Annotated in this window: 19 protein-coding genes; 3 read left to right on the forward strand and 16 right to left on the reverse strand. The window is 57.0% G+C overall.

Annotation, left to right across the window (positions count from 1 at the left end; all coding sequences use genetic code 11):
• Positions 1-20 precede the first annotated feature (20 nt).
• Together CEE69_RS14575 and CEE69_RS14580 are read right to left on the reverse strand one after the other, a co-directional pair.
• Positions 21-1,748 (reverse strand): glucan biosynthesis protein, encoded by a 1,728-nt coding sequence (locus tag CEE69_RS14575; RefSeq protein WP_099261359.1) that lies wholly within the window; start codon positions 1,746-1,748, stop codon positions 21-23.
• Positions 1,749-1,885: 137 nt separating this feature from the next.
• The gene (locus CEE69_RS14580; protein ID WP_099261447.1) at positions 1,886-3,238 is read right to left on the reverse strand and encodes a glucoamylase family protein; all 1,353 of its coding nucleotides are present in this window, start codon (positions 3,236-3,238) and stop codon (positions 1,886-1,888) included.
• Positions 3,239-3,813: 575 nt separating this feature from the next.
• Here CEE69_RS14580 and CEE69_RS14585 point away from each other — a divergent pair.
• Positions 3,814-4,275 carry a hypothetical protein gene (locus CEE69_RS14585; protein ID WP_099261448.1) on the forward strand — a complete coding sequence of 154 codons (462 nt, stop codon included), beginning with the start codon at positions 3,814-3,816 and terminating at the stop codon, positions 4,273-4,275.
• Entirely contained in the window at positions 4,265-6,316 is a 2,052-nt protein-coding gene (gene mdoH / locus CEE69_RS14590; protein WP_099261360.1) for a glucans biosynthesis glucosyltransferase MdoH, read from the forward strand. The genes CEE69_RS14585 and mdoH overlap by 11 nt, the downstream gene beginning before the upstream one ends.
• 55 nt (positions 6,317-6,371) lie before the next feature.
• Here the strand turns inward: mdoH and CEE69_RS14595 are convergent, their stop codons facing one another.
• The 6 genes from CEE69_RS14595 to CEE69_RS14620 all read right to left on the reverse strand — a co-directional run bounded on the left by CEE69_RS14595 (position 6,372) and on the right by CEE69_RS14620 (position 12,103).
• On the reverse strand, positions 6,372-7,199 hold the full coding sequence (locus tag CEE69_RS14595; RefSeq protein ID WP_099261361.1) for a DUF4339 domain-containing protein: 828 nt from the start codon (positions 7,197-7,199) through the stop codon (positions 6,372-6,374).
• A gap of 131 nt (positions 7,200-7,330) precedes the next feature.
• A complete protein-coding gene (locus CEE69_RS14600) occupies positions 7,331-8,590 on the reverse strand; it encodes a methyltransferase domain-containing protein (RefSeq protein WP_099261362.1) in 1,260 nt (419 codons plus the stop codon).
• Entirely contained in the window at positions 8,587-9,801 is a 1,215-nt protein-coding gene (locus CEE69_RS14605) for a GTPase (RefSeq protein ID WP_099261363.1), read from the reverse strand. Before CEE69_RS14605 ends, CEE69_RS14600 begins: the two co-directional genes overlap by 4 nt.
• 22 nt (positions 9,802-9,823) lie before the next feature.
• On the reverse strand, positions 9,824-10,222 hold the full coding sequence (locus CEE69_RS14610; RefSeq protein ID WP_099261364.1) for a hypothetical protein: 399 nt from the start codon (positions 10,220-10,222) through the stop codon (positions 9,824-9,826).
• Positions 10,219-11,709 carry a helix-turn-helix domain-containing protein gene (locus CEE69_RS14615; RefSeq protein WP_233215238.1) on the reverse strand — a complete coding sequence of 497 codons (1,491 nt, stop codon included), beginning with the start codon at positions 11,707-11,709 and terminating at the stop codon, positions 10,219-10,221. The genes CEE69_RS14610 and CEE69_RS14615 overlap by 4 nt, the downstream gene beginning before the upstream one ends.
• On the reverse strand, positions 11,696-12,103 hold the full coding sequence (locus CEE69_RS14620) for a calmodulin-binding protein (protein WP_099261366.1): 408 nt from the start codon (positions 12,101-12,103) through the stop codon (positions 11,696-11,698). Before CEE69_RS14620 ends, CEE69_RS14615 begins: the two co-directional genes overlap by 14 nt.
• 279 nt (positions 12,104-12,382) lie before the next feature.
• On the opposite strand from CEE69_RS14620, the gene CEE69_RS14625 reads away from it, so the two are divergent.
• Positions 12,383-13,540 carry a hypothetical protein gene (locus tag CEE69_RS14625; protein ID WP_099261367.1) on the forward strand — a complete coding sequence of 386 codons (1,158 nt, stop codon included), beginning with the start codon at positions 12,383-12,385 and terminating at the stop codon, positions 13,538-13,540.
• Positions 13,541-13,569: 29 nt separating this feature from the next.
• Here CEE69_RS14625 and CEE69_RS14630 read toward each other — a convergent pair whose 3' ends face one another.
• From CEE69_RS14630 to CEE69_RS32845, 8 genes are read right to left on the reverse strand one after another with little or no spacing between them, the layout of a single operon-like run.
• Positions 13,570-14,334 carry an esterase/lipase family protein gene (locus tag CEE69_RS14630; RefSeq protein WP_099261368.1) on the reverse strand — a complete coding sequence of 255 codons (765 nt, stop codon included), beginning with the start codon at positions 14,332-14,334 and terminating at the stop codon, positions 13,570-13,572.
• A 43-nt stretch (positions 14,335-14,377) separates the two neighbouring features.
• The gene (gene ccoS / locus CEE69_RS14635) at positions 14,378-14,587 is read right to left on the reverse strand and encodes a cbb3-type cytochrome oxidase assembly protein CcoS (RefSeq protein ID WP_099261369.1); all 210 of its coding nucleotides are present in this window, start codon (positions 14,585-14,587) and stop codon (positions 14,378-14,380) included.
• Positions 14,584-17,085 carry a heavy metal translocating P-type ATPase gene (locus CEE69_RS14640; protein WP_099261370.1) on the reverse strand — a complete coding sequence of 834 codons (2,502 nt, stop codon included), beginning with the start codon at positions 17,083-17,085 and terminating at the stop codon, positions 14,584-14,586. Before CEE69_RS14640 ends, ccoS begins: the two co-directional genes overlap by 4 nt.
• A 9-nt stretch (positions 17,086-17,094) precedes the next feature.
• Positions 17,095-17,916 carry a sulfite exporter TauE/SafE family protein gene (locus CEE69_RS14645; protein WP_099261371.1) on the reverse strand — a complete coding sequence of 274 codons (822 nt, stop codon included), beginning with the start codon at positions 17,914-17,916 and terminating at the stop codon, positions 17,095-17,097.
• A gap of 1 nt (position 17,917) precedes the next feature.
• A complete protein-coding gene (locus tag CEE69_RS14650) occupies positions 17,918-18,451 on the reverse strand; it encodes a FixH family protein (protein WP_099261372.1) in 534 nt (177 codons plus the stop codon).
• A 2-nt stretch (positions 18,452-18,453) separates the two neighbouring features.
• Positions 18,454-19,971 carry a cytochrome c oxidase accessory protein CcoG gene (ccoG, locus tag CEE69_RS14655; RefSeq protein ID WP_099261373.1) on the reverse strand — a complete coding sequence of 506 codons (1,518 nt, stop codon included), beginning with the start codon at positions 19,969-19,971 and terminating at the stop codon, positions 18,454-18,456.
• 11 nt (positions 19,972-19,982) lie between these two features.
• Entirely contained in the window at positions 19,983-20,600 is a 618-nt protein-coding gene (locus CEE69_RS14660; RefSeq protein ID WP_099261374.1) for a cbb3-type cytochrome c oxidase N-terminal domain-containing protein, read from the reverse strand.
• Complete coding sequence (locus CEE69_RS32845) at positions 20,597-20,773, reverse strand: hypothetical protein (protein WP_199169873.1); 177 nt, start codon at positions 20,771-20,773, stop codon at positions 20,597-20,599. The genes CEE69_RS14660 and CEE69_RS32845 overlap by 4 nt, the downstream gene beginning before the upstream one ends.
• Between the last annotated feature and the right edge of the window lie 53 nt (positions 20,774-20,826).

Raw genomic sequence — 20,826 nt, forward strand, 5'->3', positions numbered from 1 at the left:
ATTACGCCAGTATTCGCCGGTTACTCCTGCCGCGTGTAGACGGCCGGATACACGAACTCTGGCTCGGTAGGCGGCAGCAAGTAGCCAAACGTTTCCGACACCGGTTGCTCTTCGCTGACCAATTGCAGTGACAACTCGACTGGGCGGTCGCCGGGATTGTCTTCCTCGAGCGTCACGCCGAATCGCAAGATCCAATCGCCTTCGTCGGTACGTTTCAGTTCTTGCTCGCAGATTTCACCCGCGATTGCTTTGGACTCGATGGATGGCGGCGAATCCGCAGGCAAGCTTCGAAGCACCGGGCCGGCGAAGCGGATTTCCAACTCAATCGGTTCACCCGCCTTCTCAGGGCGAGTCACGTTCAGGTTGGTCGCTCGACCAAGAACGTTGTGTTCGGGCGGATCGCCCGCGAAAAAGCTGACCTCGTAGGCGAACTCGAGCGAGGGTTCGATGGTTTCGGTCGAATCATTGGGTTGATTTGCGGCTTGGTTTGATGCAGCCACAACGCTGATTTCTGCGGCCGGGGGAGTTGATGTTTCAGTGTCGTCCGCAGATGGAGTCTGTTCTGATTCAACGTCGGCTTCGGGTGGCAACCAATACGCCGCCAAGTTGTCGATTCCTTCGTGGGCGCCGGGCAATTCGAGCAATTCAATTCGACCGTTTGGCCACGGCATATCGGGTTTGATCCAGACGCTGGGACGTTTGTCGTACCGCGCGTTGTGGTCGTCGTAGTGATAGAAGGCTCGGTTTCGTTGGATCAAACCAAAGCCGTGGAGTGAGTCCACATCGGTGGATGTCACCGATGGATAGCTCTGCCTCGCAAACGCTCGCCAACGCCATTCTTCGGAGCCAGTTTGAATGAGCAAACCGTCGCTGTCGTGAACTGATGGTCGGCTGTCTTTGGGCGGGCCTTCGAGACCATCGCCCCACATCCACATGCTGGTAAGTGGAGCCAACGCGATCTTTTCCGGACGATCACGGTAGAAGACTTGAGCTTGGACTTTCACGCGAGTCACATCGTTGCCTGGCAACAATCGAAACCGATAGGCGCCCGTGACACTGGGGCTGTCCATGAACGCCAGAATCGCGATCTGGTCTGATTCCGCGGATGGCATCTGAATCCAGAATGCTCGGAAGTCGGGGAATTCTTCCTCTTGCATCATCGCGATGTTGATCGCCAACCCACGTGCGGAGGCACCATAGATCGTGTTACCGCTGCGACCGCGAAAATAGCTGGAGCCGATGAAGCTCAGCATTTCTTGCGCGTCGGGTTGGTTGGGGAACGGGCCCACGACTCGAAACCCAGCGTGACCCGCCGGCGGAATTTCGTCGGCCTTCAGTGGCTCGTCGTAGGCGAAGTCGTTCGTGTTGAAGGCGATGCGCTGGCTGATGGTGTCGCCGCTGGGTGATGGATTGAGCGTGAACAGCTCAACCAAATCCGTTTGCACAAAACCTCGGTGGAACGTCTCCAGCCAGAACGGCAAACCTTGATCGAACCAGGTGGCTCGTTCAGGGCGATACTTCACCTTCATGTAATCGTCGTACTGCCAAGACGCGAGCGGTTCCGGCAAGGCGGCGGCCGGATCGTACGGCTGTTGCGATCGCTCGGCGGCCAGCTTCTTCAGTGATTCAAAGTCGCGAACGTCGATCAGGTCCAACGCTTGGGCAGCGGGTGCCGTGAGCAATAGAGCGAGAACACTTGCGAGGCCAGAGAAGGAAAAGAGCCTCGCAACACACACATCGAAGTACATACACCTGGTCCCGTTGGATTCAAACAGAATGGGGGATTCGCACAGCTTGGGCGTCACCGAAGCAGTTTAGCTCCCGCGACGCACTCAGCGTGCCCAAGTGAAATAATGAAGCGAGCGTCTTTGTCTCGAATCCCTTGCTAAGCGGCCAAGGGGCGGAAACCAGCCAAACGAAAGGCTCGTTGGGCGGCGGGATGCTGCATGAAGGGTTGCCAAACACCTTCCTCCAGCAAGTTGGAGGCGGACAAAAGTGTGATGCCTGTATCAATTCCGATCACGTCGGATCCAATCCAGCCACGGCGAGGGTTGAACGCGTTGACGAACCCATAGCGTCCATAGACTGAATCGCCAAACGTATTCTTTTGGTACTGGAGTGTTCGCATCGTTTGCTCGGGAGCGATTGCCAATCCGCCACCCGCGGCACTTGGGACCACGGTTCCATCGATGCCGCGATCTGGTTGGGCCTGCCCGTCTTCGTAGGGTCCGCCCCAATCGCGGTAGCCGGCCGACGAATCACTGCTGGTCAGACCCCACAAGTCTTCGCCGTAGTGGCCGAATCGCTTGGGGGATTGGTCAGCGAGGGACTGCTGGAATTCGATCTGGGCCAAGTGAGCCAGTTGAGAATTTCGCCAGTAGTTGCGTCCGTCGGGTGAGACGACACCACGGAAATCGAAAAACGCTTGCGGGTATTGGTGCACGAACAACGGCGGGTAGCTGACAAACGATTCACCTTGGTGGTGCAGCACTGTGTCGCGACGCCAAGCCGTCCAGCAACTCGGTGGAATCGCTGAACTGGGGGCGCCGATCGCGAGAAGAACCAGAATCGACAGTTCGCTGAATCGATCCCATTGATACGGAAGGCGTCCGATCTCAGGTTGCCAACCCATGTGAAGGCAACCGTTGTCGCCGAGCATCCATCGCCAATCGACACGTTCATAGAGCGTGTCGGCCATCTCGACCAATTCGCGATCATCTTGAAAAACCTGCGACGCGTGCATCGCGCCGGCGATCAGCAAAGCGGTGTCGATCGTCGACGCTTCGCTGTCCAGGGCTCGTTGCCCCGTGATTCGGTCGACGAAGTGGTAGATCAACCCTCGCTCATGTTCAGCGTCGTTGACGAGGAAATTCAGCATGGTGCGAACGCGAGACGCACCTTCTTCCTTCGAGATCCAACCGTTGTTGGCAGCGACTCCATGAGCCGCCAATCCAAAACCACATGCGGCCGAACTGGCGTAAGTACTGAACGATGAACCGTCAGCATGGCCGCGGTCGGCGATCAGCCCCGATTGCGGGTCCGCAGCATCCTCAAAATACCGGTAGCACCGACGACGCAAATCTTCCAAGAATGGGTAGGAGTTCTCGTCCATCATCAGATCTTCCATTGCCGACTGGGAACCAGCGGAGAATATCGAAAAGTCTCCGTCGCCACGAAGACGATGCGCAGCGAGCAAGGGGGCGGCGGCGAAGGCGGAGAGAAGTAAACGTCGCTTCATGCTGACGAACTCCAAGAAGGCGGGAGGTTGGTGGGTGGTCGACCATTGCTGCGGCGAGGCGGCAACACGTCCGTAGCTCATTGAGCTGCCAAGGAGGCGGGGGGCAAACTCTACTACGGACGAGAAGGCGACTTTGTTTGTCGTTTAGGGATGCTAGTTTTGCTTTGGGTGCGTCGCAAGCTCATTGCTCGATATTCACCCGTTGCTTGAAGAGAGATCACCAAATCTGCGTTGATGCCGCCATCCGGAGCCGCCTGCGTCCTTTTTTGGCAGCAAATCGTCCGCCTCGCGTGAATCTGCGCTCCGGCTGAACAGCCTCGAAGCTCACAACAAATTCGCAAGGCTTTCTCATTCCGCGGAGGGAGTCGATGCGATGCTTTGACGGCCTCGTGAGCCCAACGAAATTCCCTTAATGGATTTCCGGATGAATTTGCGGGCAAGCTGGGAAATTCTGGCGCGGGATTTGATAAACCCTGGTGGTGGTGAGCGTCGATGCTTTGACCGTTTGGTTTGACATCACGCGAAGCCCATTCGCCAATCATTCGACTGGCCCCTTTTCTTTTCAGGCTCTTCCGATGAACACTCTCAACGACCTATCTCTGTCTGTCATCGCGGACTATTTGCATCGCTGCGGGCACCATCATCCCGACAGTGTTCGCGATCAATCGCACTACTTTGTTGGACTCGCGAAACAACGGTTGCAAGTTGCAACTGGTTTCGGCGAAGCCACGCAGGAATCTCACGAACAGGACGATCCGCGTCTGCCACGGGTGACTTTGGAAGCTGCGATGGATGAGTTGTTCTTTCAACCGCACGAGGGAGAGGGCGAAGTCAAACAACGTCGTCGAGTCATTCCTGAATCGGGAGCTCGTACGCTGCGTCACAATGAGACGCCCGTATTGATTGGTCCGTTGCGACCGCAGTGGTGGATGCAGATGGCCTCGCGTCACATTCAACAACCGGTCCTGGCGTTGTTTGGATTGGTCGCTGAGAAAAGCCACGCACCACAACCTGAGGCAATGACCGATGGTCAGTAAGCACACCAAGCGAACTCGCTGGGTGATCACGTTGATCACAATGGCGATCGCGTTGGTCGGCACGTCCGTCTATGTGGTGTCGATGTCGGCCAATGGCCGTGGTTGGTTGGAATGGTTGAGCGTCCCACTGTTCGCACTGCTGTTCGGTTGGATTGGATTCTCGTTCGTTGTCGCCACTCTCGGGCTGATCCGTTTGTTGCGTCATCGAACACCTGAGCTGTCTTCAAAACACGAGCTCGAAGCAGAAGATGCCTCGCCGACTGCGGTGTTGGTTCCGGTCTACAACGAATCGCCCGTCGACGTCTTCGCAAGGGTGGAGGCAATGGTCCGAAGCTTGGGACCAGACCAACAGTTCGATTTCTTCGTCCTCAGTGACACAAACGATTCCGAAGTCTGGCTCGCCGAAGAGTTGGCATGGTCTCAGCTGGTGGACCGTTTGGAAGAGCAAGTCTCGACGTCGTGCAACGTTTACTACCGACATCGCCGCGAAAATGTGGCTCGCAAGGCTGGGAACATCGCTGATTTCTGTCGCCGTTGGTCGGACCCATACCCGTTCATGATTGTGCTGGACGCCGACAGTCTGCTCGAACCCGACACAATGGTTGAGATGGTCCGCCGCATGCGAGCGGATGACCGGCTCGGCATTCTGCAGGTGCCGCCGACACCGATCGGTCGCCACTCGTGGTTCGCTCGCATGCAGCAATTCGCTGCCGCCGCCTATGGTCCCGTTTTCTGCGAAGGCTTCGATGCTTGGGCAGCTGAGCAAGGAAACTATTGGGGCCACAACGCAATCATTCGAGTCGCCGCTTTTTGTGACTGCTGCGATTTGCCCGTGTTGCCCGGACAAGCTCCGTTGGGCGGAGAGATCCTGTCGCACGATTTTGTCGAGGCGTCGTTGCTGGTTCGTCGTGGTTGGAAAGTTCGCTTGGCGAATGACCTCGGCGGAAGCTATGAGGAGTGCCCCACAACATTGACCGATTACGCTCAACGCGATCAACGCTGGTGCCAAGGCAACTTGCAACACAGTCGGTTGTTACTCAGCGAAGGCTTTCATCCGGTTAGCCGGTTGCATTTCTTCAGTGGTGTCTTGGCGTACGCGAGCTCACCGCTTTGGATTCTGTTCACGCTTCTGTGCGTTGGGAGTTGGGCCTTGGAAAACCGGGGTGCCACGGAACTCAGTTTGTTGGAATCGGTTTCGCCAACCGCGATGCAACTTGGTTTGTTCATCGCCGCGATGGCGATGCTGTTGATTCCGAAGTTCTATGGCTACTTCAACGTGGTTGCTCGTGGACACGCCGCGCGATTCGGCGGCGCCGTTTCGATGTTTCTGAGCGTGCTGATGGAGATCGTCCTATCGGTCTTGCTGTCGCCAATCATGGCGATCATGCACACGCGATTTGTGGTTTCGACGCTCCGTGGTCGCAAGGTGAAGTGGTCGTCCCAACAACGTGGTGAACATGGTGTTCCGATGTTGCAGGCCGCGCGCGACTACGGCGCATTGACCGTTCTCGGGATTGCGATCACCGCGGCCGTGTTCACGTTCGCTCGGTCTTGGGCTATTTGGTTCTTACCCATCACCGCTGGACTGATCTTGGCAGTGCCGTTGGCGATGGCGATGGCGAGTCGTGAAATCGGCAAGACATTGGCGAAACTACGTCTGTTGTTGATCCCGCAAGAAACCAGCGTGCCGGAAGTGTACGAGCTCTACGAGCAAGCGATGGTGGACTCACAGCAGCGATGGTCCGTTCTGCCGAAATCTTCGATGCTGGAACAACTGATCGACAGCCCGACGTACTTTCACACTCACCATGGGGTGTTGCGTGCGAGTCATGCGGAGCACCCAATGACGGACGACGAACGGAATCAAGTCCGAGATTCCAGCCGACGTTTGCATGTTGGGAAGGATGAATCTCAGGGAGTCGACGTTTCAAAGATTCCGATGGAACTGAGACGTGCTCTGTTGAGTGACATTGAGATGCTGCGAGAGCTGCACGTTCAAACTCATTCCTGTCCAAAGCGACTCGCTACGGCCGCTGGGTAGTCGTCCATGTCGTCGCGGGCAACGCTTGGTTGAATCTACCAAGCGAGAACCGGGCTCAACGCAAGACAACAAAAGCCAGAGCGGCTACCAACAGCACCAACACCAAAATCAAAGCGACCGTCGCGGCAATTCGTTTTCGCGACCGTTTGCTTTTGCTGGAATCGAGTGGACCGCCGCGATTAAGAATCGAGACCTTGTCTCGGTTTGCCGGAGCGTCGATCAAACTTGCATCGACGAGGTGCGCGTTGCCGGGTGTCGCGAGGATGGCTTTTTGCATTGGTTCCGTCTCGATCGACGGTCCCTTGTGTTTCAACAGACGCAAAATCTCGCCGGCGGGTTTCCAGTCTGGCCAACCATCCCGCCACAACATGGCCGAGTCGGCAATGCGACCTTCGGTGATCCACTGTTTCATCGTTGGACCATCGGCCGGTCCGTATTGACCACCGCTGGGCGGTCGGACATACCACACGGCGGTCGAATCGCCCAGGATTGCTGCGGGGCTGTTCGCTTGTGATGCTTTCGAAGCGGTGGAGCTTTTTGCAGCCGCGGACCTAGCTTTTGCCTCGACCTTCGGGCGTTCGATCGTCGTTGATCCGCCGGATGTGCCAGCTGAATACGATTCATGCTCGGACGATGAATCGGCTGCTTCGCCACCGTGATCTGGATCTGGCGAATCGAGAACATTCGCGGGATCTGATTCGTCCGACAGCTTGGGTGGGTGGCTGCCAGATGACTCCTCATCAATCGCGATCGATTCAGGCTGATCTTCTGTCGGAATACGAAACCGGACCGAGCACGACGGGCAAACACCCCGACGTCCGGCGAGATCATTCTTGATGTTCAGTCGCTTCCCACACGCATGGCAAGCAAAACGAACGCCCATAAAACTGTGGTCCGACGCGAAAAGGAGAAGAGAAAAGCCGAGATCCGAAAGTCTCAACCGCACCACTATAATTGAAACGTGGTTGCTCGTGCGAACGTCCTGATCTCAGGATGTTTGAGAAACGTCTGCTTTCAAACCGGGACGGTTTCGGGCAGGTCTGTCACAACCGCGTAGGTCTTCTTGCCGTTTCTGCCAATCCACAATGCCAACGGAGTCTCGCCGCATTCGCGAAGTTTCTTCCCCAGTTTGGCGGGGTCAATGTCAACGCCGCGAACCTTGACGATCTCGGGGTAGGCCTTCGCTTTCCGAAAGTACCGCCGCAACGCCCGGTCATCGCACGACATCCGATCTCGAGTTTTCGCGATCATGGCAAGATGCTGGATCGCTACATTCGGCTGCGATGGTTGGCTGTCAATTTCATGCCAATCCGCGGTCAAGAACCCTGACGGTCCACCCAACGTTTTGGCTTCATGGCAATGGGCAAAATGGTCCGTCAAACCCGCTGCACGAATGGCTCCATCAGGATCGATCATCCAGCCTTCCGCCGACGACGTGGCTGTTGCCGGTGTTGTCCAGTCATCTGAACGAGTGGAGAAGCTCTGAACCGTTTCATGCTTCAAAACGACTGCCGTTCGTCCGCCCGCTTGCCAAGCGTTGCCGTTGTTCTGAATCAAGGGAGGCGTCGGCAAGTTGCCCCAGATTGCTGTTTGTTCTCGGACGCTTCCACCGGATGAAATCCACATCAGGTGACAATTTTCGGCGATCGAAGCGTCAAGCGTTGTTGCCGGAGCCATCTTCACCAGACCGCCTTCGGTTTGTCCGAGCAACGCTTCGGTACGTTCCCAAGTAGGCAGCCAAGCGTCGGGCTGGACGTGGCGCTGGTTGTCAGCACGACGATCCGGGTCGATGTGAATCCATTTCGATCCGCTGACGACGTCGGCTGGATCCGATTCCATGACGTCCAGGCAATGCAGGTTCGCGTTCACTCCGGCGGTGACCAGGTTGGCGGCAGTGAAGGACAGGACGGATTTGCTGGCGTCGATGCCGGTGGTTGGTCCGCGTCGAGCCAACGCGATCAGATCACCGCCGATCCCGCAGCAGATGTCCGTCACGGGATGATCGCCAAACCAAGACGCCTTGAACTGAGCGACTTGCAGGGTCGTCGATTGCTGGATCGCTCGCCGGGTCACCCACCACGATTCTCCCACGTGAATCGCGGGGCCGAGCGTGGCCATCGCTCGAGTTTGCAGGCCGGCGATGTCCTTCAGGACCGCTTTGGTTCCGCTGGATAGTTTCTGCATCACGGGTGAATGCAGTCGACCCGCGATGCAGTCTCGCATCGCTTCACGGAGTTCGTCGGTGACTATCAGTTCAACAGGTGAAGCGGTCATGGAGCAACTCCCGTCAACAATTGTCGCAACTTTGTGTTCGCATCACTCAGTGAATGCGCCACGCAAAGTTGTTCGGCCAGGTCAAGTTGTCGTTTGCAAATTGGGACGGGGGAACATCGAGGTGGAAGAGTTGACACGAGATGACTGGCCAAAGTCTCCATCAATTTGGCGACTCCTGGATCCTCTTCGGAACTCGCAATGGTCTGATGCTCGATGGTCTTGGCAGTTGATGACGGCACCTCACCAATCAAGTCCGCTTTGTTGAGCACTTCCACCACGTGGGTTTGATCCGGGATCGGCAGAGAGTGGCGAAAAGCTTCCAGCTGATTCAGCGTCGAAGGTTGGCAAACGACCAGCAGCAAATCGGCCGTTTCAATCGCCACGGATGCACGGCGGATTCCTTCTCGCTCGATCGATGCACCCGCCTCGGTCAAGTGATCCGTTTCGCGAATGCCGGCGGTGTCGCTCATTCGAACGGGGACGCCAGCGATCACGGTGTCGCACTGCAAGACGTCACGAGTTGTGCCCGCGGCGTCGTGGGTGATGCTCCGACGATAGCCGACGATCTGGTTCATCAAACTGCTCTTGCCCACGTTGGGCGGGCCCGCCAGAACCATGCGTCGAGGTTCCGTCAAACGAACTCCACGCTGTCCGTTTGAAACAAGCGTTTGAACCTCATCTTGGAATTCTTCGAGCAGAATTTCTTGATTCGGCAACGATTGGTCAGTGGATTGAGATTTTCCAATGCGTTCAATCCATCGCTTGCACCACTGAACCAGCTCACCACGAACTTGGTCCAATGCGATTGCGGCTTGTTGGCTGGTCACGCAGCGCTGCAAAACCAGTTCAGCCTCGGATGAAAGGATGGAATCCGGATTCCGCCAAGCCGCTGCGTCGACCGATTGAACACCACGATCATTCAGCGAAGCCAAGATGGCACTGACCGCGGCTTCTCCGCCATGTCCATGAATCTCGAAACTGCCGTCGTGCATCGGGGTCAAGACAATCGATTCGCCGGGGCCGTCAGGGCTGCTTTTCCAAGTCCCGTAACGAACTTGTCCGGCCAACATTTCCGCGTGAACGTTGGTTGCGGGAACAAAGCACTCTTGCACGCACTTGGCCGAACGCGGGCCTCGTAGACCGATCACGGCGACGGCGGAAAGCCCCACGCCCGTCAATCGTGTTGCGACGGTGTCACCGTTGGAAGTCATGAATGCGAGCAGGCTGTGTTGATCAACGAGAAATGCGGAGCGACCAATCTCGCACGACGTGCTCGATCGCAATCAGGTCGGTCAACTCAGCGACGAACAGGCGAACACCGAATCGCTGGAGGACCGAACGTTCCGCATCGGACCATTGACCCGCCGCGATGTAAAGGCGATGCCCGGCCGGTGAGCTTGGAACGCTGAGCCATTGGACCAGTTCATGGATCCCGTTTTGATCACCGGCCCAAAGGATGACCTCGGGGGAGGGTGGCTGTGGTGAACGGAGATTGCGTTTTCGAAGAGGAACATCGCCGAGCGATGGAAACGCTTCCGGTTCGCATTCCGTGCTCCACATCACTCGCACGGCATCGAACCAACGTTCGGATTCGGGCCCCGTGACCCAAAGTTTGGTCTCCGCCGCAATCATCCGTCCAGCTTCCGAAGCAATCGAGCCCGGCTGATCCCCAGTCGACGTGCCGCCTCGGCTTTGTTGCCTTGGGAGGCGTCCATCGCACGATCGATCAGTTCTCGTTCGTACTTTTGAACGGCGTCGTCCAACGAATCGATTCGAAAGTTGTTGTCCGCCTTTTCGGGTTCCGATTCTCGTTCCGACGTTGCATTGGGGCCGACACGAAACGACCGAATGACCAGTGGCAAGTGCTCACGACCGATTCGATCGCCCACGACCCGGCTGAGTGCCGATGTCATGGCTTCGGCAAGTTCATCGAAATCATTGGGCCAGGGGTACATTGTCAACGCGTCGATCGCATCGCGGCCTAGGCGAGGCGGGTCCGAGTCAGATGTTCGCTTTTGCGATTGGCTGGCGCGATGAGCCTCTCGAAGCAGTGCCAAAGCCAACGCGGGGATGTCCTCTCGACGATCCCGCAAGCGAGGAATCGAAATCGGCATGGCTCGCATCAGATTCATCAGCGGCTTGGCGATGCCCGTGACCGCTTGAGGCATGTGGGTCAGTTCGGCGATCTGCGCGTCCAGCGGATCGTCGGGTTCACCGGGTTGCGAGTGATTGTCCGCAACGCGTGCCGGATCCAACAATCCGATCAGTCGAAGGTGGTCGCCAAACACATCCACCCACTGTGTCAGTTTCAACTGAGCATCATCGGGCATCTCGTCAAGACGTTCGATCAGCAGCGTCGCGTTGCTGCGATGACCATCTTCTTGGCTGATCGAATGAATCGCGGGCGCGGCGTAGGCTTCCAATAGTTCCGCATCCATCAAGGCCCCATCAACGATCGTGATGGGTTCACCGGGCGCAGAGGCATCGTGAAGTCGCAACGCCAATTCGCGACTGCTGGAATTGGTCGGTGCGAACAGGCCCAGATGACATCGCATCGAGGTCGCAGCGTTCACTCGATGACGCAACAACTCGGCGGCATCCGATTCTCCCGCCGGCAGAATGTCTGCGGTGCGCGCGTTGGAAGATTGATGCTTCGCGATCAATTCAGAAAGCAAAGATTCCTGACGCAGGCCACCTTCGCCCAGCCAATCGGATAGCGGCACGTCTGCGTCGCGAAGAAATTCGCCGATGCAGCCAACCGTGTATCCGCTGTCACCAAGCGACACCCAGTGAGCGACTTCGGTCGATGCCGTGTCGCTTTGGCTGCTTCCGCCGGGATTTTTGGAACTGCCCGGTGGTTTTGAAAGAGTGATCCGCCGCGTGTGATGGCCGCGAAAACGGATCGATGGGTCGGGACGCAGGGCGTCGACCCAGTGTTCGGCAATCGTCTCGACTGTTTGCGAGTCGTCCGTCTCGGTGGATTCCCCCAGCCATTCCGCCATTGCGGGCGAAAGGTGAATCAGGTCACCGGCAGCGTCGATGATCCACACGCGAGCGGTGGATGCATCGAGCTGTTTGATGAGCGATCTGGGGCGGGACGGTCGACTAGAACGTGTCAAGAATGAAGTGGTGTCCTTTGTGGAACCGGCGATTGCTCGGGTAGTAGTTGTGCCAGCTCTTATTGTAGACGGGAATTCTCATTTCCGTTGGGTAGCGATGGTACAAGCTGTCGCTGCTCTTGTAGTAGTCTTGGCCCCAGAAGTTTTGGGGGTAGTAGACGTAGGGGTAGTGGTACATCCGGTTCCAATCGGTGTTGGCGGCGGATGATCCCCAGCTTTGGCCATAGGCACGTTGGCCTTGGTAACCCATTTGTCCCATTGCGTTGGGAAGGGTTCCACCGCCCATCGCCACGGGTGTGCCGTAGCCTTGAGCGGCGGCGCGTGGAGAATCGCAGGCAAAGCCCACAATGAAGACGACCGCTACTGCGGCCAAGATGGTTGCTCGTTGGTACATTCCGACATTCCCCCCCGGGTATGAATCGCGTTAGGCGATGGATCTTTTTTGATCGCGTGGTTTTCCCGCGTGGTGTAGTCCACACTGGTTTCATCGGAGTTATCGGCACAACCCATCGATCAGGATGAGTCGTTTCGTTTCCGATTATTGGTCCAGGTGCTAGAATTTTGGTCAGGGGCGGTTTGAACACCGTCCGATCTGGAACGTAGACTCTGATTGATCGGCGACATCGACAGTTGTCGGTATCCCGCAAGTCACCCACCCACCTTTTGTGAATTCATGACCACTCTGAAAAATCGTGTCCTCGTCGGCGTGATGGTGCTCGGAACGCTGATGACCGGTCCGCTCGCGTCCGCCTGCCCGTTTTGCAGTGCCGTGTCGCAGACGCTGCGGCAAGAGATGGAAGTCATGGACGCGGTGGTCGTTGCCACAGCATTGCAGAGCGATCTGACTCGCAACGCGGACACTGGGCAGATCAAAATGCGAATCGAAAACGTGCTGAAGGGTGGCGAGCACGTGGAAGCCGGCCAGGAAGTCACCGCGGTCTACTTCGGCGATGTGGCCAAGGGCCGTCGGTTCATGCTCAGCGGAGTCGATCCCCGCGACATGCAGTGGTCTTGCTTGCCGCTGACGCCGCGAAGCGAAAAATACCTCGAGAACATCACGCGGCTCGCTGAAGAAGAGCCCTCCAAGCGACTGTTGTTCTACTACGACTATCTGCAGGACGAAGATTCGATGCTCTCGCGTGACGCGTATGACGAATTCGCCGTCGCGCCGTACGACGTGGTGCAAAAAATCAAATCCGCCCTGGATCACGATACTTTGGTGGACTGGATCCAAGATCCGGAGATGTCGCCCGATCGCAAACGCCTGTACCTGACCCTGTTGGGTATCTGCGGTGGCGAACAAGACCTGCCGATGTTGGAAGGGATGCTGAGAAGCACTCAGAAGAGCACCCGCTCAGGGCTCGACGCTCTGATCGCTTGCTATCTGACGCTGGCGGGAGAGAAGGGATTGCCGGTCGTTGACGAATTGTTCCTCGAGAACCAGCAGGCTTCCTACGCCGACACCTACGCGGCGATCATGGCCCTCCGGTTTCACGGCAGTGAAGGTGGTGTGATCGCTCGTAGTGCATTGGTTCAATCGCTGCACCACATTCTCGATCGCCCCGATTTGGCCGACTTGGTGATTCCCGATTTGGCTCGTTGGAAAGACTGGAGCCAGATCGATCGCATCAAACAATTGTTCTTGGATGCCGATGCGGACAACAACTGGGTCCGAGTTCCCGCGGTCAACTACCTGCGGGCTTGTCCGAAACCCGAAGCCGCCGAAGCAATCAAGGAACTTGAGAAAGTCGACCCGGACAGTGTCCGTCGGGCCAACACGTTCTTCGCCGTTCCCAAACCTTCGGCGGATGTGAAACCCGTCAAGCAGTGATTTCAAGCTTCGGATTCGTTTGCCTCGAATCAGGCAGCGCGTCGACGGTTTGCCGCGGCGTGCTCGGTATCGACCGTCCCGCTGATTTCAGATCGCGGGCGAATCGGTATCGAAGCTGTATCCGAATCTTGCTGATCCACTGCGTTTAGACGCCCTTCTTCCAGGAAGCGAAGCGTCATCTCGATTGCCAGTGGGTGCTGAACCAATTGCTGGTGTGAGGTTGGAATCACGGCGTGATCAAGTTGCCCGTCCAAGTGGGTCGCACTTTGGGAAACGATCCAATCGTTCTGAGCCGCGATCACGCCCACGTCGATCCGGTGAGGACGTGGCAATTGATTGACCAGGCTGTTTTTCTTTTCTGACAGCTCAGCGAGCTGTGGAAACCGACTGGCAAATGGTCCCAGCGGAAGTCGTGTCAGCCAAGAGCCTCGATTTGGCGGTGCCATCATCAGCAACCGCCCGCAACCTTTTTTCGCGATCGTTTCCATGCGTGACTGAGCAATCGCGGCTCGCACGATGATGCCACCCATGCTGTGCGTGACAAAGTGGATTCGACTGACGTCGGGCCGCGAAACCACTTCCTGAATCACCGCTGACAGGCGACTCGCGTGTGAAAGAATTGACCCCTGCAGACTGGGGTAATCCCAAACCAATGTCTCGTAGCCGGCCGCGGTGAGCGAATCGGCAATTGGATCCATGCTGCGGCCGCTCGAAAGAAACCCGTGCGTCGCGATCACGAGGTCGTGAGTCGCGGGAGCGGATGGGCGAGCGAATTTGAGAACGTGGCGTTTCATAGGCCTGTTATCGGCCAGCTGTACACCAAGTTTTGCTCAAAATTCAGGGCGTGTGATCCTGGGAGGGCTGGGCGGGATCGGCTGTTTTTACCGCCTTCGATTGGCTGTGTTTGGGTTCGTCATCGATGAGGATTCGAACGGCGGGAGACTCCAGGTCATCGTATTGCCCGCCGCGAATGCACATGATGCACGCGATCGTCCCACCGGCACCGAGCAACAATGCCAATGGCAAAGCGATGAACAGAACGCTCATGATCGTTTCTCGCGAAAAATGGGCCATGCCAGGGTGAGTGCGAGCACCGTGACGGAACTGATCGGCATCAGGATCGCCGCGACGAGAGGGCTGATTCGTCCCGACATTGCCAAGGCCACCGCAACCAAATTGTAACTGAGCGAGGCGGCGAAGGCCGTGCGGATCAACGCCTGGGTCCGTCGTGCCGCTCGAATGAGATCGGCAATCGAGGTCATACTATCCGAGGCGATGTAAATCGGTGCGGCCTGCAGACTGACTTCCGCACCTCCTCGAACGGCAATTCCCACATCCGCCGCCGCGAGCGCCGCGGCATCGTTGGCACCATCGCCGACCATCACCGTTGACCCGGTCGAATGGTCTCGGACGTGATCCAGTTTGGCTTCGGGGGAAAGACCACCGAGAGCCTGAGATGGATCCAAACCCAATTGCTGTGTGACGTGAGCGACGATCTTCGGATGGTCGCCGGAGAGAATCCCGACCCGCCAACCACGGTCTGTCAGCCATTCGATGAAGCTGCCGACATCCGGTTTGAGTGGATCGCTTATGGCGAGCACACAGGTTGCCACGCCATCGATCGCGATCACACTCGGACTGGCTGATCGGTCGGTGCAATGCTCGCACGCGACCAGCACGGAAGCCGATAGCCCAACATGGTATTCTTGCATGAAAGAGAGGCTTCCGACCAAGACGGACTGTCCGTCGCATTTTCCGGACACGCCGCCAACATGCACTTGGTCAAGATTTGCGTTGGAAGAAATTGGCAAACCACGGCGGTTGGCTTCGCGAAGAATCGCGATGGCGATCGGATGCTCACAATCACGTTCAATTGCCGCGGCATGTGCAATCGCGGATGCATCGCCCTCAACAAACTCGGCTCGAGGTTTGCCTTCGGTGAGCGTGCCGGTTTTGTCGAACCAGATGGTTCCGACGGACGCCAACGTTTGCAACGAAGATCCATCACGGATCAAAATCTTTCGCTTTGCCGCTCTTCCTAGTGCGACCGCGATGGCAAGCGGAGTCGCCAGGGCCAACGCACACGGGCAAGCAACGATCAGCAGTGACGTCGCGTGGGATGCTGCGATTCCAAATCCGTCGCTCAACCAAGCGAAGAAAGTAGCGATGGCCAACAGAGTGACGATGACAACGAAGTAGCCGCCAATCGAATCGGCCAATTGCACGATTGGCGTTTTTTGCGAAGCGGCTTCTTCGACCGACTTCATGACCTGCCCGATGCGACTTTCGCGGCCGACCGAGGTCACGCGGATATCCACTGGACTCTGAAGGTTCACGGTTCCTGCGGAAACCGGATCGCCGATTTGAACTGAGACCGGCAGGCTTTCTCCGGTCAGCAAGGATTGGTCGATGGATGATTGGCCGACGAGAATGTTTCCATCCACCGGAACGCTTTGCCCCGCCATCACCCGCACCGAATCGTCGGGTCGCAGATTGTCGACCAGGACAAGTTCCGTTTGACCGCTCGCCAAAATTCGCTGGGCATGCCGAGGCGTGATTCGCAGCAGCAAGTCAACTGCTTTTGCAGCACGATGTTGCTGATGAAATTGAATCCATCGCCCGATCAGCAACAGAAACACCAGCACGGCCAACGAGTCAAAGTAAGATTCGCCCTGCCCCGTGATCGCGGCGATGACCCCGGCGACGGTGCCGACGGTCAATCCCAACGCGACGGGCAAATCCATGTGCGGCGTTCGTGTTTTGATCGAAGCCCAAGCACCTTGAAAGAACGTGCGGCCGGGCAGCAATACCGCGCCCAACCCAAGTCCCGTTCCCATCCACCGAAGAAACGACCAATGCTCGGCTTCCACGTCCGATGCTTCGCCCGCGTAAAGAGCAATGGCGATCCACATCGCGTTGGCGGCACAGAATCCCGCGAAAGCGATTTGGATGAGCAGCCGATGGTTTTCTTGACGAAAGTGGTCTTCGCGGTGTTCGGGAAGCGGCGAGAGTTCGTAACCCAGGCGGTCGAGCGGTTGAGCGATTCGGCTAAGCGATATCTTCTTGGGATCAAACACGACACGCATCGTGTGCTCACTCATCTTCACCCGAGCGTCCAGCCAACCGGGAGTTCGCGTCGCAACGTTTTCGATTAGCCAAGCACACGCGGCGCAGTGCAGTCCGTGAACCGCAAGCTCGCAAACCATCGTCCCATCGGATTGTTCGACCGGTTGCGATGCGCCCAAGTAGTCTGCGCGGTCGAAGACTGTATAGCGTTCCTGCAAAGAGTCCGCCGAGGATTGTTGACCAGCACGATCGATCGGTTGGCCTCCGCCTGCCAATTGGTCTCGTAGGCCGTAATAGCTCTCAAGGCCCCAGCCATGGATCAGCTCATAGGCACCGCGGCACCCGTTGCAACAAAACACGGTCCGGGGATCCGCATCGCGATGCACGTCGGTGGGTTCACCGCAGTGGACGCAGGGCAAGGTCACTTCGACACCCGACGAAGCATCTGCGTTCGCGGACGCATCAAGATTCGAGGGCATGACGCGTCATCACTCCGGCGGCGTTTCGCAGGGAATGCCTTCGGCACAGCAGCATGGCAGCGGTGTCTCGGTCAACTCAGAAAGAGTTTGTTGTGAGTCGCTCCCATACAAATCCAATTCCACATTGGCTCGGATATCGGTCAAAGAGTTCAAATCCGCGAAGCCTCTTCCCGATGCGGTGTAGCCGCCGGTGATGATCAGTGTTGCTGCGGCAGCCGCCGGTATGAATTTGGTGAATCGACGGGACAATGACTGCGTGCCGGCAATCAAAGCCGTGAGCGCGGGAACCGTGCCCAACCAAAACGCGGCCATCACCAAACCACCGTCGAGTGTCCGGCCCGTTCCCGCCGCAACCAGGGCGAACAAGTACAACCAACCACACGGGAGCAGCGTTGTCAGCATTCCGATCGTGAGTGCGCGTCCGGCGACGGGTAGCTTGAATATCAGCGGACGCAATCGAACCAAAACACCGCCAATTCGAGACGGCGCGACCGGTTTGGCGGTGGCGCGATTGACCGAAACAATCTGCCAAAGCTTCCAGATTCCAAGTGCCATCATGATGGTGCCAACCACGCGGGCGGCGGCGAGCTGGACGCCCAACGTTTCGCCACCGATTTCGACCAAGCTGCCAATGGTGCCGGCAATCAAACCGGCCAAAACATAAGTCGACAATCGGCCAAGATGATACAGCGACGTCGACCAAATCACGGTCGACTTCGGTTGTTTCTCACCAGCACCGCTGGCCCAAATCGCGAGCGGTCCACACATGCCGACGCAATGCATGCTGCCCAATAAGCTGGCCGTTAGGACGGCTCCGGCTAACATCCACATCTCAGCGTTCCAATTCGAGTGTGCGGGTCAATGTCATCGGTTCTCCCGCTCCTTCGATGTTCATTTCCAGTTGCCAAAGTCCGTGCTTCGGCATCGACGCCATGGCCAGATAGCGTCCATCACCTGTGTTGGGCAATTCGATGGTCTGATACGCGGCGGCATCGGCGTGCCGATAGATTTTGGCCGCGACGTTCACATCGTCGATGGCTTCCCCATGTTCATCGCTGAGTTCGACCGAAATTGCACGCTGGCCTTTGGCATCCGCAACGTTCGAAACGATGACATCGACGTCCCAGCCCAAACGATCAGACGCACTGGATGCACGACGCGTTTCATCCCAGTTCAAAGCGGCTTGGTGATAATCCGGGACAACCGCGAGAGCGGGATCACCGATCGCGAGTTTGATCGCGACGCCGCCAATGGTGAACTGAATCGCGAATAGCAACAGCACCAGCGAAATGTAGAATCGCTTGGCTCGACGTTCAGCGAGTTGCTGTTCTTCCATGACTGGGGTGGGATTGTTTTTGGATGACATGATTACCGGCGTGGCCCCAGGACCTTCATTGAAATGGTGCGTTCGTTTCCGCTGTCGTCTTTGACCGTCAGTTCGATGGCTTCGTTTCCGTCGCCCATTGTCATGGAAGAGGGAAAATTCAATCGGATCGGCAAGAGTTTCGATTCGGCGGGCTCTAGACTTTGTGCGTCCTCGTCAATGATCTCGATTTGCACCTCAGAACGATCGGTGGACAATTCGTACTTCTGCGGGATTTCGGTTCGGTTGACTAGACGCAAGTTGAACGCATTGGATACTTCCTTGGCTCCGAGAAGCGAAAAAGGTGCCCCGCGTCCACGAAGGATTCTTGCGTCGAAACCGCTCTTGCTCGAGATCGCCATCGCGAGACCCGAGAAAACTCCGATCAAGATGATCGGATAGATGATTGTCCTGGCCCGCAACATTTTCTTTGGTTTGCGAGCGATCGCGTCTTGTGAACTGAATCGAATCAAACCCGTTGGTTTGCCGACTTTGTGCATCACGTCGTCGCAGGCGTCGATGCACTGTGTGCAATTGATGCACTCCATTTGCAATCCGTCACGAATGTCAATTCCGGTGGGGCAGACGACGACACACTGGTGACAATCCACGCAATCACCGGCCGCTTTTCCGCGGACCAAATCGATTCCTTGTTCCTCGTCATGGGTTCGCTTGCCTTTGATGCGAGGTTCACCACGGACGGGATCGTAGGCCACGATTTTGGATTGCTCGTCCAACATGACAGACTGGAATCTTCCGTAGGGGCAAGCAATCAAACACAGTTGCTCTCGAAAGAATAGAAAGTCAAACAGCATCAATCCGGTCGTCGCAGCCATCACCAAAAAAGCCGATGGGTGATCGATCGGAGAAGTTCGAACCCACTGTGCGAGTTTCTCGGTGCCGACGAAATACGCCAAGAACGTGTGGGCCAAAAACATGCAGAGAACAAGGTAGACGCCGAAACGTGCGATCTGCCAAACCGGGCTGATTCCGCTGGCGGGTTTGCCACCTTTGCCCGCCGTTCCCTCAAAGAATCGATCGATAGGGCGGAACAGGAATTCCATGTAGACGGTCTGCGGGCAGGCCCATCCGCACCAGGCTCGACCGGTCACGGCGGTGATCAGGACGATCGACACCAGCACGCTGAGCAGGAACAACGCCAGAACCAACGTGTCGGTCGGGTAAAAGGTCTTGCCCCAGACCGTGAATTCACGGGCGGCGATATCCAGCAAGATCAGTGGTTTACCACCGATCCGCAGATGCGGGATCGCGACAAACACAACCATCAAGATGTAAGCGATCACGCGTCGGCGTTTCCACCACTCGCCCATCGATAACTTCGGACGCAACCATCGCCGACTGCCATCGGCTTCGAGTGTGCTTAGCACGTGTTCTTCAGGTTTGAGCAACGCCTCGTTGGGTTCGCTCCCGCCTGAGCCTCCGGATGTCCCGTCGCGATCTGCTGCAAAACACACCTGGCAAGGCGAGGGTGGAAACACCGGCAACAATTTTCGCGTGGACATTTTCTTTGGGCTTATTCTTCGGGGGTTTCAGGTTCTTCTTCGATGGGTTCTGGCCACGGTGGGATCGTCTTGCCTTCGGGGCCGCGGTTGCTTTCGATGTCCTTGCCACGAAGGGTGGCGACATAGGCAGAAACCAAAACGATTTCGTTGGGATGCAAGCGATCGGACCATTTCGGCATTGCTCCGCCACCAGCACCGTTGATGATGACCTTGGCGATGTCTTCGATGTTCTTCACGTTCTTGTAGTATTCATCGGTCAAGTTGGGACCGACCTGCCCTTCGCCTTCACGGCCGTGGCAAGAGATGCAGTTGGCCTTGAAGACCGATTGGCCGACTCGAACCCAATTGGGTTTGTTCATGTAACTGGCGAGGGTCGCTTCATCGGGCGTCAAATCACCGATCTCAGCAAACTGCAAGCGAGTGTTCTCGGCCAACGCGATCCCGTATCGGTCTTCCACGGAACGGCCAGCTGCGCCGCTGTGATAGAACAAGAAGTAGAACGGGCTGAACGCGATCGAAGCGACGAACAGCCACTTCCACCAACCCGGCAACGGGTTGTCAAACTCTTCGATCCCGTCGTATGCGTGATCAGTCTTGGGAGCGTTGTCGTAATTTGTGACTTGACTCATGGTCGTGGGTCCTCCACTTCGTCGCTCAGTGGAATCGATGCGAAGCGATCAGTTGCTTTTTGGGAAAGTCGGAGTGTTCCGTAAGTCATGGTGCAGAATGCGACCACGAACAACGCGAGTGCCAGTTCGGCAAACGATGAATAGTCGAGTGCGCTAACAAGATCTCGGATCATGGCAAACTCAGTGAATACTTCGGTGTGATGTTGGAAACAAAACGTGTTCCGCG

The organism is Rhodopirellula bahusiensis (assembly GCF_002727185.1).
Taxonomy (GTDB): Bacteria; Planctomycetota; Planctomycetia; order Pirellulales; family Pirellulaceae; genus Rhodopirellula; species Rhodopirellula bahusiensis.